We start from the raw sequence: 14,209 nt of genomic DNA, 5'->3' as shown, positions 1-14,209 counted from the left end.
TTGGAGTAGGACCATGGCCAAGATGAGCATGAAAAACCGCGAGCTGAAGCGTCAGCTCACGGTTGCCAAGTACGCCAAGAAGCGTGCAGCACTGAAAGCAATCATCGTTGATCTGAACGCAAGTCCAGAAGCACGTTGGGAAGCTACAGTTGCTCTGCAGAAGCAGCCACGTGACGCAAGCGCTTCGCGCATGCGTAACCGCTGCCGCCTGACCGGTCGTCCACACGGCGTTTACCGCAAGTTCGGCCTCGGCCGTAACAAACTGCGTGAAGCGGCAATGCGTGGTGACGTACCAGGTCTGGTTAAAGCCAGCTGGTAAGTACTTTCGACGTCCAGGTGGCCTGCATCGCAAGATACTGACCACCGGTGACCTTGAATCTGGAACAAGCCCCTTTTGGGGCTTGTTTCATTTCCGGAGTGTGTCTAGAATATCCGGCTCGCCTGAGCCCGTGTTTTCTATGCTCGGAGATTCTCGGCGACATATGTAGCCGCAAGGCTAATTTTTTTGTATTAGGAGCGTCTAGCCCATGAGTATGCAGGACCCGTTAGCGGACATGCTAACTCGTATCCGTAATGCCCAGATGGCTGAAAAGTCCGTCGTAAGCATGCCATCTTCCAAGTTGAAGGTAGCTGTTGCCAAAGTCCTGAAAGACGAAGGCTACATTGCGGGTTATCAGATCAGCAGCGAAACAAAACCACTGCTGTCCATCGAGCTGAAGTACTTCGAAGGCCGTTCGGTCATCGAGGAAGTGAAGCGCGTTAGCCGTCCAGGCCTGCGTCAGTACAAGTCCGCTGAAGATCTGCCGAAAGTTCGTGGCGGTCTGGGCGTGTCTATCGTCTCCACCAACAAAGGTGTGATGACGGATCGTGCTGCGCGCGCTGCCGGTGTCGGCGGCGAAGTTCTTTGCACTGTGTTCTAAGGGGGGATAAGCATGTCTCGCGTCGCTAAGAACCCCGTTAAGCTGCCAGCCGGTGTCGAAGTAAAATTCGCAGGCCAACAGCTTTCGGTGAAGGGTGCCAAGGGCACTCTTGAACTGAACATCCATTCGTCCGTTGAGATCGTTGAAGAAGCTGGTGAGCTGCGTTTCGCTGCTCGCAATGGCGATCAACAAACTCGCGCAATGGCCGGTACCACGCGTGCGTTGGTAAACAACATGGTCCAAGGCGTAAGCCAAGGCTTCGAGCGCAAGCTCCAGCTGGTCGGTGTTGGTTACAAAGCGCAAGCAAAAGGCACGGTTTTGAACCTGGCCCTTGGCTTCTCGCACCCAGTGGATTACGAACTGCCGGAAGGCATCACCGCTGAGACCCCTAGCCAGACCGATATCCTGATCAAGGGTATTGATAAGCAGCTGGTAGGTCAGGTGGCCGCTGAGATCCGCGACTTCCGTCCACCAGAGCCGTACAAAGGCAAAGGTGTGCGCTACGCGGACGAAGTCGTCCGTCGTAAAGAAGCCAAGAAGAAGTAGGGCATAGCAAATGACCGACAAAAAAGTTACTCGACTGCGTCGCGCTCGCAAAGCACGCCTGAAAATGCACGAACTCGAAGTCGTGCGTCTCTGCGTGTTCCGCTCGTCGCAGCACATCTACGCCCAGGTCATCTCGGCCGACGGCAACAAAGTCCTGGCAAGCGCCTCGACTTTGGATAAAGAACTGCGTGATGGTGCCACTGGCAACATCGACGCGGCCACAAAGGTTGGCCAGCTGGTCGCTACGCGTGCTAAGGCCGCTGGCGTCTCGCAAGTGGCTTTCGACCGCTCTGGCTTCAAGTACCACGGTCGCGTGAAAGCGCTGGCTGATGCTGCTCGTGAAGCTGGGCTGGAGTTCTAAGTTATGTCAAATAACGACCAAAAGCGCGACGAAGGCTACATTGAGAAGCTGGTTCAAGTTAACCGCGTAGCCAAAACCGTTAAAGGCGGCCGTATCTTCACTTTCACCGCGTTGACCGTGGTTGGTGATGGTAAAGGGCGCGTTGGCTTCGGCCGTGGCAAGTCACGTGAAGTGCCTGCTGCGATCCAGAAGGCAATGGAAGCTGCTCGTCGCAACATGATCCAAGTTGATCTGAACGGCACCACTCTGCAGTACGCAATGAAGTCCGCTCACGGCGCTTCGAAGGTGTACATGCAGCCTGCTTCTGAAGGTACCGGTATCATCGCTGGCGGCGCTATGCGTGCTGTCCTCGAAGTTGCTGGCGTTCAGAACGTTCTGGCCAAGTGCTACGGCTCGACCAACCCGGTAAACGTGGTTCACGCCACTTTCAAAGGTTTGAAAGCTATGCAATCTCCTGAGTCCATCGCTGCCAAGCGTGGTCTGACTGTCAAGGAGATCTTCTGATCATGGCTACCGTTAAAGTAACGCTGATCAAAAGCATGACCGGCCGCATTCCTAACCACAAACTGTGCGTTAAGGGTTTGGGTCTGCGTCGCATCGGTCACACTGTAGAAGTCCAGGATACTCCCGAGAATCGCGGGATGATCAACAAGGCTTACTACATGCTGCGTGTAGAGGGTTAATCGATGAAACTCAATGATCTGAGTCCAGCGCCGGGTTCCCGTCGCGAAAAGCATCGTCCGGGCCGTGGTATCGGTAGCGGTTTGGGTAAGACTGGTGGCCGTGGCCACAAAGGTCAAACCTCCCGCTCCGGTGGCACCATCGCTCCAGGCTTTGAAGGCGGCCAACAGCCGCTGCATCGTCGCCTGCCTAAGTTCGGTTTCGTTTCCCTGAAGGCCATGGACCGCGCAGAAGTGCGTCTGTCCGAGCTGGCTAAAGTGGAAGGCGACATCGTTACTGTGCAGACCCTGAAAGATGCCAACGTGATCAACGTCAACGTACAGCGTGTGAAAATCATGCTGTCCGGTGAAGTGACTCGCGCTGTCACTATCGGCAAGGGAATCGGCGCCACCAAAGGTGCGCGTTCGGCTATCGAAGCAGCTGGCGGCAAGTTCGAGGAATAAATGGCTAAGCAAGGTGCTCTCTCAGCGCTCGGCAAAGGCGGTATGTCTGAACTCTGGGCTCGTCTGCGTTTTCTGTTCCTGGCGATTATCGTCTACCGAATAGGCGCACACATCCCGGTTCCAGGTATCAACCCGGACCGACTCGCAGACCTGTTTCGACAGAATGAGGGGACCATTCTTAGCTTGTTCAACATGTTTTCCGGCGGCGCGCTGGAACGGATGAGCATTTTTGCACTGGGGATCATGCCGTACATTTCGGCATCGATCATCATGCAACTGATGACCGCCGTCAGCCCGCAGTTGGAGCAGTTGAAGAAGGAAGGTGAAGCTGGCCGTCGCAAGATTAGCCAGTACACCCGCTACGGCACTGTCGTCCTTGCCCTGGTTCAAGCTATCGGCATGTCCGTTGGCCTGGCAGGGCAGGGCGTTGCGTTCACTGGTGACTTTGGCTTCTATTTCGTCGCGGTATCCACTTTTGTGGCTGGTGCGATGTTCATGATGTGGCTGGGTGAGCAGATTACTGAGCGTGGTGTTGGTAACGGTATCTCGATGTTGATTTTCGCAGGTATCGTCGCCGGTCTTCCGAGAGCAATTGGGCAGTCTTTCGAGTCTGCACGTCAGGGTGATATCAATATCTTCGCTCTGGTTGCTATCGGTCTGCTGGCAGTAGCGATTATCGGTTTTGTGGTGTTCATTGAGCGTGGTCAGCGTCGTATTGCTGTTCACTACGCCAAGCGTCAGCAGGGCCGTAAGGTCTTCGCTGCGCAGACCAGCCACTTGCCGCTGAAAGTGAATATGGCCGGTGTTATTCCGGCAATTTTCGCGAGCAGCATTTTGCTGTTTCCGGCTTCGTTGGGTACCTGGTTTGGTCAGTCTGAAAACATGGGCTGGCTGCAGGACCTCTCTCAGTCGATCGCTCCTGGTCAGCCGTTGAATATTCTGCTGTTTAGTGCAGGGATTATTTTCTTCTGCTTCTTCTATACGGCGTTGATGTTCAATCCGAAAGACGTAGCGGAAAACCTGAAGAAGTCCGGTGCCTTTATTCCGGGTATTCGTCCAGGTGAGCAGTCTGCGCGCTACATTGATGGCGTTCTGACTCGTTTGACCCTGTTCGGTGCTCTATATATGACGGCCGTGTGCTTGTTGCCCCAGTTCCTGGTGGTTGCAGCAAACGTTCCGTTCTACCTTGGCGGGACCTCGTTGCTGATCGTGGTCGTGGTTGTGATGGACTTCATGTCCCAAGTACAATCGCACCTCGTTTCGCACCAGTACGAATCCCTGATGAAGAAAGCCAACCTGAAGGGTTACGGCAGCGGCATGTTGCGCTGAGTACCCATAAGGTTCGAGGAGTTGGTGATGAAAGTTCGTGCATCGGTGAAAAAGCTGTGCCGTAACTGCAAGATTATTCGCCGCGAAGGTGTTGTTCGAGTAATTTGCAGCGCGGAACCGCGTCACAAACAGCGCCAAGGCTGAGTGTGATCCGCTTGAAGCCCGGCAGCTAGTGCGCTGCCGGGTTGATTATTTGTTATTACAGCGATATTATCTCGCGCCCTATTTCTTGGCTTCCGGGGCGTAGGTAGCTGTCAATTGGAGTCCCACTGAATGGCCCGTATTGCAGGCGTTAACATTCCAGATAACAAGCACACTGTTATCTCGCTGACCTACATCTATGGTGTTGGTCGCACTACTGCGCAGAAAATTTGCGCAGTTGCTGGGGTAAACCCAGCCGCTAAGATCAAGGATCTGAGCGACGAGCAGATTGAATTGCTGCGTGGCGAAGTGGCGAAGTTCACCACTGAAGGTGACCTGCGTCGCGAAATCAACATGAAAATCAAGCGTTTGATGGACCTCGGTTGCTATCGCGGTCTGCGTCATCGTCGTGGTCTTCCAGTACGCGGTCAGCGTACCAAGACTAACGCGCGTACCCGTAAAGGTCCGCGTAAGCCGATCCGCAAGTAATCGCCCCAGCGAATCGACAGGAAAATTATCATGGCAAAACCTGCTGCTCGTCCTCGTAAAAAAGTTAAAAAGACAGTGGTTGATGGCATCGCCCACATCCATGCATCTTTTAACAACACCATCGTGACCATCACCGACCGTCAAGGTAACGCGCTGTCTTGGGCTACCTCTGGTGGTTCGGGTTTCCGCGGTTCCCGCAAGTCCACCCCGTTTGCTGCTCAAGTAGCTGCTGAACGTGCTGGTCAAGCTGCGCTGGAATACGGCCTGAAAAACCTCGACGTCAACGTCAAAGGTCCAGGTCCAGGTCGTGAGTCTGCTGTCCGTGCTTTGAACGGCTGTGGCTATAAGATCGCCAGCATCACCGACGTGACGCCAATCCCGCACAACGGGTGCCGTCCGCCGAAGAAGCGCCGCGTGTAATCCAGGAGATTGTAAAGAATGGCTCGTTACATTGGTCCAAAATGCAAACTCGCTCGTCGCGAAGGCACCGATCTCTTCCTGAAGAGCGGCGTGCGCGCGATCGAATCGAAGTGCAACATTGAAGCAGCACCTGGTATCCACGGCCAACGCCGCGGTCGCCAGTCCGATTACGGCACCCAACTGCGTGAAAAGCAGAAGGTCCGTCGTATTTATGGCGTTCTCGAGCGTCAGTTCAGCGGCTACTACAAAGAAGCTGCTGGCAAGAAAGGTGCAACCGGTGAAAACCTGCTGCAACTGCTCGAATGCCGTCTGGACAACGTTGTATACCGTATGGGCTTTGGTTCGACTCGTGCCGAATCCCGTCAGCTGGTATCGCACAAATCCGTCAGCGTAAACGGCCAAACCGTTAACGTCCCGTCTTACCAGGTTCGTGCTGGTGACGTGGTCGCGATTCGCGAGAAAGCAAAAAACCAACTTCGCATTGTCCAAGCTCTCGATCTGTGTGCCCAACGTGGCCGCGTAGAATGGGTAGAAGTAGACACTGAGAAGAAGTCGGGCGTTTTCAAGAACGTTCCTGCTCGCAGTGATCTGTCCGCCGACATCAACGAAAGCCTGATTGTCGAGCTCTACTCCAAGTAAGGGCTAGAAAATAGGTGCATCCATGCAGATTTCGGTAAATGAGTTCCTGACACCCCGCCACATTGATGTGCAGGTTGTCAGTCCAACCCGCGCCAAGATCACTCTCGAGCCTCTCGAGCGTGGTTTTGGCCACACCCTGGGCAACGCGCTGCGCCGCATCCTGTTGTCCTCAATGCCCGGCTGTGCAGTAGTCGAGGCCGAGATTGACGGTGTGCTCCACGAGTACAGCGCCATCGAAGGTGTACAGGAAGACGTAATTGAAATCCTGTTGAACCTTAAAGGTCTGGCTATCAAGCTGCACGGCCGTGACGAAGTTACGCTGACCTTGTCGAAGAAGGGTTCGGGGGTGGTTACCGCTGCCGATATTCAGCTGGATCATGATGTCGAGATCGTTAACCCCGATCACGTAATCGCTAACCTGGCGTCTAACGGCGCCCTGAACATGAAGCTCACCGTAGCTCGTGGTCGTGGTTATGAACCGGCCGACTCGCGTCAGAGCGATGAAGACGAAAGCCGCAGCATTGGTCGCTTGCAGCTTGACTCTTCGTTCAGCCCGGTTCGCCGTATCGCATACGTGGTGGAAAACGCCCGTGTCGAACAGCGTACTAACCTGGACAAGCTGGTTATTGATCTGGAAACCAACGGTACTCTGGATCCTGAAGAGGCTATCCGCCGCGCTGCAACCATTCTGCAACAGCAGTTGGCTGCGTTCGTCGACCTCAAAGGTGACAGCGAACCAGTGGTAATCGAGCAGGAAGACGAGATCGATCCGATCCTGCTTCGCCCGGTTGACGATCTGGAACTGACTGTACGTTCGGCTAACTGCCTTAAGGCGGAAAACATTTACTACATCGGTGACCTGATTCAGCGTACCGAAGTAGAACTGTTGAAGACTCCGAACCTGGGCAAGAAATCCTTGACTGAAATCAAGGACGTTCTGGCCTCCCGCGGTCTGTCCCTCGGCATGCGCCTCGACAACTGGCCGCCTGCAAGTCTTAAGAAGGACGACAAGGCGACTGCCTGATCGTCGTAATCACCGAACGTGAGTTTGGTAAGGAATGAACCATGCGTCATCGTAAAAGTGGTCGTCACCTGAGCCGTACCAGCTCGCACCGCAAGGCCATGTTCCAAAACATGGCGGTGTCGCTGTTCGAGCACGAGCTGATCAAAACTACACTGCCGAAAGCTAAAGAACTGCGTCGCGTTGCTGAGCCGCTGATCACTTTGGCCAAGACAGACAGCCTGGCTAACCGCCGTCTGGCTTTCGACCGTACTCGTTCGAAAGCTATCGTTGGTAAGCTCTTCAACGACCTGGGCAAGCGTTACGCTACCCGTGAGGGTGGCTACCTGCGCATCCTCAAGTGCGGTTTCCGCGCTGGCGACAACGCGCCTATGGCGTACGTCGAGTTGGTTGATCGTGCTACTGCCGGCGAAGCTGTATCCGCCGAGTAAGACGACAGTCTGCAACGAAGAACCGGGCCTAGTGCCCGGTTTTTTGTGTGCGTCTAAAAAACAGCCGTATTTCCTACGTCGCTGCCCGTGCTGCTATTAAGCCATCGCCGTTTGCGCGGCTGGCTCATTAGTTATTCTCTATCAAAGACCATGATTTAATGCATTTGATGGAGTCATCTTGATAGTCAATACTTCCTCCAAGCCGATTAGCCGGCAGTTCCGAGTCTGACCTGAGGAAGATTGAGCATGAGTAAAGTCCTTACGACCGCCAGCGGTGCGCCCGTTGCCGATAACCAGAATTCCCGTACCGCCGGCCCGCGCGGTCCTTTGCTGCTCGACGATTTCCACCTGATCGAGAAGCTTGCACACTTCAACCGTGAAAACATTCCTGAGCGCCGCGTGCACGCCAAAGGCTCGGGTGCTTACGGTACCTTCACCGTTACTCAAGACATCACTCAGTACACCAGTGCAAAGCTGTTCGAGTCCGTCGGAAAACAAACACCGACCTTCCTGCGGTTCTCCACTGTCGGCGGCGAGCGCGGTTCGGCCGACACTGAGCGCGACCCCCGTGGTTTCGCCCTGAAGTTCTACACCGAGGAAGGTAACTGGGACATCGTGGGCAACAACACGCCCGTATTCTTCATCCGTGACCCGCTGAAATTCCCAGACTTTATCCACACCCAAAAACGCTTGCCGCAAAGCAATTTGAAAAGTGCGCAGATGATGTGGGATTTCTGGTCGCACTCTCCAGAAGCGTTGCACCAAGTCACCATCCTCTTCTCGGATCGCGGCATTCCTGACGGCTACCGTCACATGCACGGCTTCGGCAGTCACACTTATAGCCTGATCAATGCTCGTGGTGAGCGTCACTGGGTTAAGTGGCACTACAAGACCAAGCAAGGGATCAAGAACCTGGCGCCAGCTGAAGCCGCGCGCCTGGCCGGTACAGATCCTGATTACGCACAGCGTGATTTGTTCGGTGCGATTGAGCGCGGAGACTTCCCGAAATGGCGTGTCTGCGTTCAGATCATGACTGAAGCCCAAGCTAACGCTCACTACGAGAACCCCTTCGATGTGACTAAAACCTGGTCGCAGAAAGAGTTTCCCCTTATCGAAGTCGGCGAGTTGGAGCTCAACCGTAACCCGCAGAACTACTTTGCTGAAGTTGAGCAGGCCGCGTTTGGCCCAAGCAACATGGTGCCGGGTGTCGGCCTGTCGCCAGACCGCATGCTGCAAGGCCGTGTATTCGCGTACGCCGATGCTCACCGCTACCGCGTGGGTACCAATCACCAGCAATTGCCGGTGAACGCCCCACGCAACCCGGTAAACAGCTACCAACGTGATGGTTCGATGGCCTTCGGCAGCAATGGTGGCGCAGCGCCTAACTATGAGCCAAACAGCTACGCTGATGCGCCCAAACAAGCGCCACAGTATGCAGAACCCGCCTTGGCCTTGAGCGGTGCCGCTGATCGCTACGATCACCGTGAGGACACTGACTACTACAGCCATGCCGGCGCACTGTTTCGTTTGATGGACGATAGTCAGAAAGCCCTGCTGGTCAGCAACATTGCCGGTGCAATGGCCGGCGTCACCAGCGATGTGGTGCAGCGCCAGCTGCAGCACTTCTTCAAAGCTGACCCGGCTTATGGAGACGCAATCGCAAAGGCATTGGGTGTAACGCTTAGTTAAGTCTAAACGATAAGCAGAACCGCCCTCATTTGGGCGGTTTTTGCGTTATTTCAGCTACTTTTCTCCGGAAATCTTCACTTTTCTGCCGTTGGTCCCGTGACCTTCGGGTCATCATGGTTCAAACTACAGACTTTCAAGCAGGGAGATGTAGGGCGATGCAAGGTCACCCCGACGTAATCGATTACCTCAACACGTTGCTGACGGGCGAACTGGCAGCTCGTGACCAATATTTCATCCATTCGCGCATGTACGAAGACTGGGGCTTTACCGAGCTCTACGAGCGTATCAACCACGAAATGGAAGAAGAAGCACAGCACGCTGACGCGCTGATGCGCCGCATCCTGATGCTCGAAGGCACGCCACGTATGCGCCCCGACGACCTGGATGTGGGTACCACGGTGCCTGACATGCTCGCAGCCGATCTTCGCCTTGAGTACAAGGTGCGAGCCGCACTCTGCAAGGGCATCGAGCTCTGTGAGCAGCACAATGACTACGTGACCCGCGAAATTCTCCGTGTGCAGCTTAACGACACCGAAGAAGATCACACCTACTGGCTGGAAAAGCAGTTGGGCCTGATCAAGCTGGTTGGCCTGGAGAATTACCTGCAATCGCAGTTCTGATTCCCGGCTACAAAAAAGCCCCTGTCACCGCAAAGTGACAGGGGCTTTTTAATGCGCCCGAAAAATCAGGCTTTATCGCGTGCCAGCAACGGCTTCAAGTAATAACCGGTATGTGACTGCGGCATCTCGGAAACCTGCTCCGGTGTGCCCACCGCAATGATCTGGCCGCCCTTGGAGCCGCCTTCCGGCCCCAGGTCCACCAGCCAGTCGGCAGTCTTGATCACATCCAGGTTGTGCTCGATAACCACCACTGTGTTGCCGTGGTCACGCAAGCGGTGCAGTACGTCCAGCAATTGCTGGATATCGGCGAAGTGCAGACCCGTGGTCGGCTCATCGAGGATATACAGAGTCTTGCCAGTATCGCGCTTGGACAGCTCACGAGACAGCTTCACCCGCTGCGCCTCGCCGCCGGACAAGGTAGTCGCCGATTGCCCCAGCTTGATGTACGACAGGCCCACATCCATCAACGTTTGTAGCTTGCGCGCCAACGCTGGAACCGCGTCGAAGAACACCCGAGCTTCCTCGATGGTCATCTCCAGGGTTTCGTGGATGCTTTTGCCCTTGTACTTGATCTCCAGGGTTTCGCGGTTATAACGCTTGCTCTTGCACACGTCACACGGCACGTAGATGTCCGGCAGAAAGTGCATCTCTACCTTGATCAGGCCATCGCCCTGGCACGCTTCGCAGCGCCCGCCCTTGACGTTGAACGAGAACCGGCCCGGCCCATAACCCCGCGAGCGGGATTCCGGTACGCCAGCAAACAGCTCGCGGATTGGGGTGAACAAGCCGGTATAGGTCGCCGGGTTGGAGCGTGGTGTACGGCCGATCGGGCTTTGGTCGATGTCGACGACTTTGTCCAGATGCTCCAGGCCCTTGATGCTGTCGTGCGCGGCTGCTTCCAGCGTGGTCGCGCCGTTCAAGGCGGTGGCACTCAGCGGGAACAGCGTGTTGTTGATCAGTGTCGACTTGCCCGAGCCGGATACACCGGTCACGCAGGTCAAAAGACCCAGCGGAATTTCCAGGTCGACGTTGCGCAAGTTGTTACCGCGTGCGCCCTTCAGGTGCAGCGCCATTTTCTTGTTGCGTGGCGTACGTTTGGCCGGTACTTCAATCTTCACGCGGCCAGACAGGTACTTGCCGGTCAAAGAGTCCGGGTGGGCCATCACCTCGGCAGGCGTGCCCTCGGCAACAATATGGCCACCGTGCACACCCGCACCCGGGCCGATGTCGACCACGTAGTCCGCCAGGCGAATCGCATCTTCGTCGTGCTCGACTACGATCACGGTGTTGCCGATATCCCGCAGGTGCTTCAGGGTTCCCAGCAGGCGGTCATTGTCCCGTTGGTGCAAGCCAATCGACGGTTCATCGAGGATGTACAACACGCCCACGAGGCCAGCACCAATCTGGCTGGCCAAGCGAATCCGCTGAGCTTCACCGCCAGACAACGTATCTGCACTGCGATCCAGCGACAGGTAGTCCAGGCCAACGTTAACCAGGAACTGCAGGCGCTCACGGATTTCCTTGAGGATCTTGTCCGCAATTTCCCCACGGCGGCCGGTCAGCTTGAGTACACCAAAATATTCACAGGCATCGCCAATCGGCAGGTTGGTCACGGCCGGCAGTGTCTTCTCGCCCACCCACACATGCCGCGCCTCGCGACGCAGACGCGTGCCGCGGCAATCCGGGCAAGGCTGAGTGCTGAGGAATTTGGCCAGCTCTTCACGCACGCTTGCCGACTCAGTCTCGCGGTAACGACGCTCCAGGTTCGGCACGATGCCTTCGAATGGGTGCGAGCGTTTGACGATATCGCCACGGTCGTTCAGGTACTTGAAGTCGACATTCTGCGAGCCGCTGCCGTGCAGGATGACCTTCTGCTGCTCGGCCGGCAGCTGGTTGAACGGCACTTCCAGGCTGAATTTATAGTGCGAGGCCAATGACCCCAGCATCTGGAAGTAGTAGACGTTGCGCCTGTCCCAGCCGCGAATCGCGCCCTCCGCCAAAGTCAGCTCACCGTTGACCAGGCGCTTGATGTCGAAGAACTGTTTAACGCCCAGGCCATCGCAGGTCGGGCACGCGCCGGCCGGGTTGTTGAAGGAAAACAGCTTGGGTTCCAGCTCGCTGATGGCATGGCCGCAGATCGGGCAGGCAAAGCGCGCGGAGAAGATAACCTCTTCACCCGGTTCGTCGTCCATCGGCGCGACCAGCGCAATACCATCCGCCAGCTTCAGCGCGGTCTCGAACGATTCGGCCAGGCGCTGCTGCAAGTCGGCGCGCACTTTGAAGCGGTCGACCACCACATCAATGGAATGCTTCTTCTGCTTGTCGAGCTTCGGCGCTTCATCCAGCTCATACAGCTTGCCGTTGATGCGCGCGCGCACAAAACCTTGCGCACGCAGCTCTTCGAAGACCGAAAGGTGTTCGCCTTTGCGCTCGCGAATCACCGGCGCCAGCAACATCAGCTTGGCGCCTTCCGGCTGGGCCAGCACCAGGTCGACCATCTGGCTGACGGTCTGGGCTTCCAGGGGAATATCGTGGTCCGGGCAGCGCGGAATACCCACACGCGCATACAGCAGACGCAGGTAGTCGTAGATTTCGGTGATGGTGCCCACGGTAGAGCGCGGGTTATGGGAGGTCGACTTCTGCTCGATGGAAATTGCCGGCGACAGGCCTTCAATAGTGTCGACGTCAGGCTTTTCCATCATCGACAGGAATTGCCGGGCATAGGCCGACAGCGATTCCACGTAGCGACGCTGACCTTCGGCATACAGCGTGTCGAACGCCAGGGACGATTTGCCGGAGCCGGACAGGCCGGTGATGACGATCAGTTTGTCCCGGGGCAGGGTCAGGTCGATGTTCTTCAGGTTGTGGGTTCTAGCCCCACGAATCAGGATCTTGTCCAAGATGGCCTCGCACGGCGGGCGTAAATAATGCAGGAGTATACGGCTAAAGACTGGATGAATATACACTGTCAAAGTGCCGGTTGCAGCCTTACATGAAAGCTGCGCGGCAAAGCGCCGCATATACCCTCTCAATCGATGGGACTGGTAGAATCGCCGCCGGTTCACACGAGGTTTTTCCATGCACGATCCCCACAGCGAACGCATGAGTAGCGGCGAGACCCGAGCAGCAAGCGGTCTGGCCCTGGTGTTCGCCTTCCGTATGCTTGGCATGTTTATGGTGTTGCCGGTGCTGGCGACCTATGGAATGGATCTCGCAGGCGCGACTCCCGCCCTGATCGGCCTGGCGATTGGCGCCTATGGCCTGACCCAGGCGCTTTTCCAGATTCCGTTCGGGATTATTTCCGACCGCATCGGCCGTCGCCCGGTGATTTACCTGGGTCTCATCGTGTTCGCGCTCGGCAGCGTGCTTGCCGCGCAGTCGGATTCGATCTGGGGCGTGATCGCCGGGCGCGTGCTGCAGGGCGCCGGCGCAATTTCCGCAGCCGTCATGGCGCTGCTCTCGGACTTGACCCGCGAACAACATCGCACCAAGGCCATGGCCATGATCGGCATGACCATCGGCCTGTCGTTCGCGGTGGCCATGGTGGTGGGTCCATTGCTGACGCGCGCCTTTGGTTTGCACGGGCTGTTTCTGGCCACGGGCGGCATGGCGTTGTTCGGGATCGTGATCGTGGCCTTCATGGTGCCGCGCTCCACCGGCACCTTGCAGCACCGTGAGTCCGGCGTCGCACGCAAGGCATTGTTGCCGACGCTCAAGCACCCGGACCTGCTCCGTCTGGATTTAGGTATCTTCGTGTTGCACGCGATGCTGATGTGCAGCTTCGTCGCACTGCCCCTGGCCCTGGTCGAAAAAGCCGGCCTGCCCAAGGAGCAGCACTGGTGGGTCTACCTGACCGCCTTGCTGATTTCGTTCTTCGCCATGATCCCGTTCATCATCTACGGCGAGAAGAAACGCAAAATGAAACGAGTTCTCCTGGGCGCCGTCGCGACATTGATGCTCACTGAGCTATTCTTCTGGGAGTTCGGCGACAGCCTGCGGGCGCTGGTAATCGGTACGGTGGTGTTCTTCACCGCGTTCAACCTGCTGGAGGCTTCGCTGCCTTCGCTGATCAGTAAAGTTTCACCGGCCGGTGGCAAGGGCACGGCGATGGGGGTTTATTCCACCAGCCAGTTCCTCGGCTCTGCGCTTGGCGGCATCATGGGCGGCTGGATGTTCCAGCATGGCGGTTTGTCGGTTGTGTTCCTGGGATGCGCAGGTCTGGCTGCCCTCTGGCTAGCCTTTGCTGTTACCATGCGCGAACCTCCCTATGTGACGAGCCTGCGTTTGCCGTTATCGCCAGAAGCGATCCGCGAAGCCGGTCTGGTTGAGCGCCTTAAGGCCGTCGCTGGGGTTACGGATGCTGTGGTTATTGCTGAAGAAGCCGCCATCTACATCAAATTGGACACCGAATTATTGGATCGCGCGACGCTCGAGCAACTGGTCAACCCAGTGCCGACAGCGCGCCCAGCTTAGGAGAAC

At 56.5% G+C, this 14,209-nt stretch carries 18 protein-coding genes; 17 read left to right on the top strand and 1 reads right to left on the bottom strand.

The features are described 5' to 3' along the window. Positions 1 to 13 precede the first annotated feature (13 nt). The 16 genes from rpsN to bfr all read left to right on the top strand — a co-directional run bounded on the left by rpsN (position 14) and on the right by bfr (position 9,730). Positions 14 to 319 carry a 30S ribosomal protein S14 gene (gene rpsN / locus AC19YS_RS17430; protein ID WP_003176414.1) on the top strand — a complete coding sequence of 102 codons (306 nt, stop codon included), beginning with the start codon at positions 14 to 16 and terminating at the stop codon, positions 317 to 319. Positions 320 to 527: 208 nt separating this feature from the next. After that, positions 528 to 920 carry a 30S ribosomal protein S8 gene (gene rpsH, locus AC19YS_RS17425; protein ID WP_010566853.1) on the top strand — a complete coding sequence of 131 codons (393 nt, stop codon included), beginning with the start codon at positions 528 to 530 and terminating at the stop codon, positions 918 to 920. 12 nt (positions 921 to 932) lie between these two features. Next, entirely contained in the window at positions 933 to 1,466 is a 534-nt protein-coding gene (rplF, locus tag AC19YS_RS17420) for a 50S ribosomal protein L6 (RefSeq protein WP_003176412.1), read from the top strand. 10 nt (positions 1,467 to 1,476) lie between these two features. Continuing rightward, entirely contained in the window at positions 1,477 to 1,827 is a 351-nt protein-coding gene (rplR, locus tag AC19YS_RS17415; RefSeq protein ID WP_003186037.1) for a 50S ribosomal protein L18, read from the top strand. A 3-nt stretch (positions 1,828 to 1,830) separates the two neighbouring features. Next, positions 1,831 to 2,331: a 30S ribosomal protein S5 gene (rpsE, locus tag AC19YS_RS17410; RefSeq protein ID WP_003176409.1), complete on the top strand. Its 501-nt coding sequence runs from the start codon at positions 1,831 to 1,833 to the stop codon at positions 2,329 to 2,331. A gap of 2 nt (positions 2,332 to 2,333) precedes the next feature. After that, positions 2,334 to 2,510: a 50S ribosomal protein L30 gene (rpmD, locus tag AC19YS_RS17405; protein WP_003176408.1), complete on the top strand. Its 177-nt coding sequence runs from the start codon at positions 2,334 to 2,336 to the stop codon at positions 2,508 to 2,510. A gap of 3 nt (positions 2,511 to 2,513) precedes the next feature. Then, entirely contained in the window at positions 2,514 to 2,951 is a 438-nt protein-coding gene (gene rplO / locus AC19YS_RS17400) for a 50S ribosomal protein L15 (protein ID WP_003176407.1), read from the top strand. Next, entirely contained in the window at positions 2,952 to 4,280 is a 1,329-nt protein-coding gene (secY, locus tag AC19YS_RS17395; RefSeq protein WP_016969470.1) for a preprotein translocase subunit SecY, read from the top strand. A 27-nt stretch (positions 4,281 to 4,307) separates the two neighbouring features. Next, positions 4,308 to 4,424 (top strand): 50S ribosomal protein L36, encoded by a 117-nt coding sequence (rpmJ, locus tag AC19YS_RS17390; protein ID WP_002555468.1) that lies wholly within the window; start codon positions 4,308 to 4,310, stop codon positions 4,422 to 4,424. A gap of 129 nt (positions 4,425 to 4,553) precedes the next feature. Then, positions 4,554 to 4,910, top strand: coding sequence for a 30S ribosomal protein S13 (gene rpsM / locus AC19YS_RS17385; protein WP_024077676.1), 357 nt, complete (start codon positions 4,554 to 4,556; stop codon positions 4,908 to 4,910). A gap of 30 nt (positions 4,911 to 4,940) precedes the next feature. Next, a complete protein-coding gene (gene rpsK, locus AC19YS_RS17380; RefSeq protein WP_002555466.1) occupies positions 4,941 to 5,330 on the top strand; it encodes a 30S ribosomal protein S11 in 390 nt (129 codons plus the stop codon). Positions 5,331 to 5,348: 18 nt separating this feature from the next. Continuing rightward, the gene (gene rpsD / locus AC19YS_RS17375) at positions 5,349 to 5,969 is read left to right on the top strand and encodes a 30S ribosomal protein S4 (RefSeq protein ID WP_003210056.1); all 621 of its coding nucleotides are present in this window, start codon (positions 5,349 to 5,351) and stop codon (positions 5,967 to 5,969) included. A 22-nt stretch (positions 5,970 to 5,991) separates the two neighbouring features. Further along, entirely contained in the window at positions 5,992 to 6,993 is a 1,002-nt protein-coding gene (locus AC19YS_RS17370) for a DNA-directed RNA polymerase subunit alpha (protein ID WP_003176403.1), read from the top strand. A gap of 41 nt (positions 6,994 to 7,034) precedes the next feature. Then, entirely contained in the window at positions 7,035 to 7,421 is a 387-nt protein-coding gene (gene rplQ / locus AC19YS_RS17365; RefSeq protein ID WP_003176402.1) for a 50S ribosomal protein L17, read from the top strand. A 240-nt stretch (positions 7,422 to 7,661) separates the two neighbouring features. Next, a complete protein-coding gene (locus tag AC19YS_RS17360) occupies positions 7,662 to 9,110 on the top strand; it encodes a catalase (protein WP_500602296.1) in 1,449 nt (482 codons plus the stop codon). Positions 9,111 to 9,265: 155 nt separating this feature from the next. Further along, complete coding sequence (gene bfr / locus AC19YS_RS17355) at positions 9,266 to 9,730, top strand: bacterioferritin (RefSeq protein WP_015886133.1); 465 nt, start codon at positions 9,266 to 9,268, stop codon at positions 9,728 to 9,730. Positions 9,731 to 9,795: 65 nt separating this feature from the next. Here the strand turns inward: bfr and uvrA are convergent, their stop codons facing one another. Continuing rightward, entirely contained in the window at positions 9,796 to 12,630 is a 2,835-nt protein-coding gene (gene uvrA / locus AC19YS_RS17350) for an excinuclease ABC subunit UvrA (RefSeq protein ID WP_119742783.1), read from the bottom strand. 178 nt (positions 12,631 to 12,808) lie between these two features. Here uvrA and AC19YS_RS17345 point away from each other — a divergent pair, with 178 nt between their 5' ends. Further along, the gene (locus tag AC19YS_RS17345; RefSeq protein WP_106580217.1) at positions 12,809 to 14,203 is read left to right on the top strand and encodes an MFS transporter; all 1,395 of its coding nucleotides are present in this window, start codon (positions 12,809 to 12,811) and stop codon (positions 14,201 to 14,203) included. The last annotated feature ends 6 nt before the right edge of the window (positions 14,204 to 14,209 follow it).

It is taken from the genome of Pseudomonas sp. MF08831, assembly GCF_059862645.1.
This window is presented reverse-complemented; position numbering and strand designations above follow the sequence as displayed.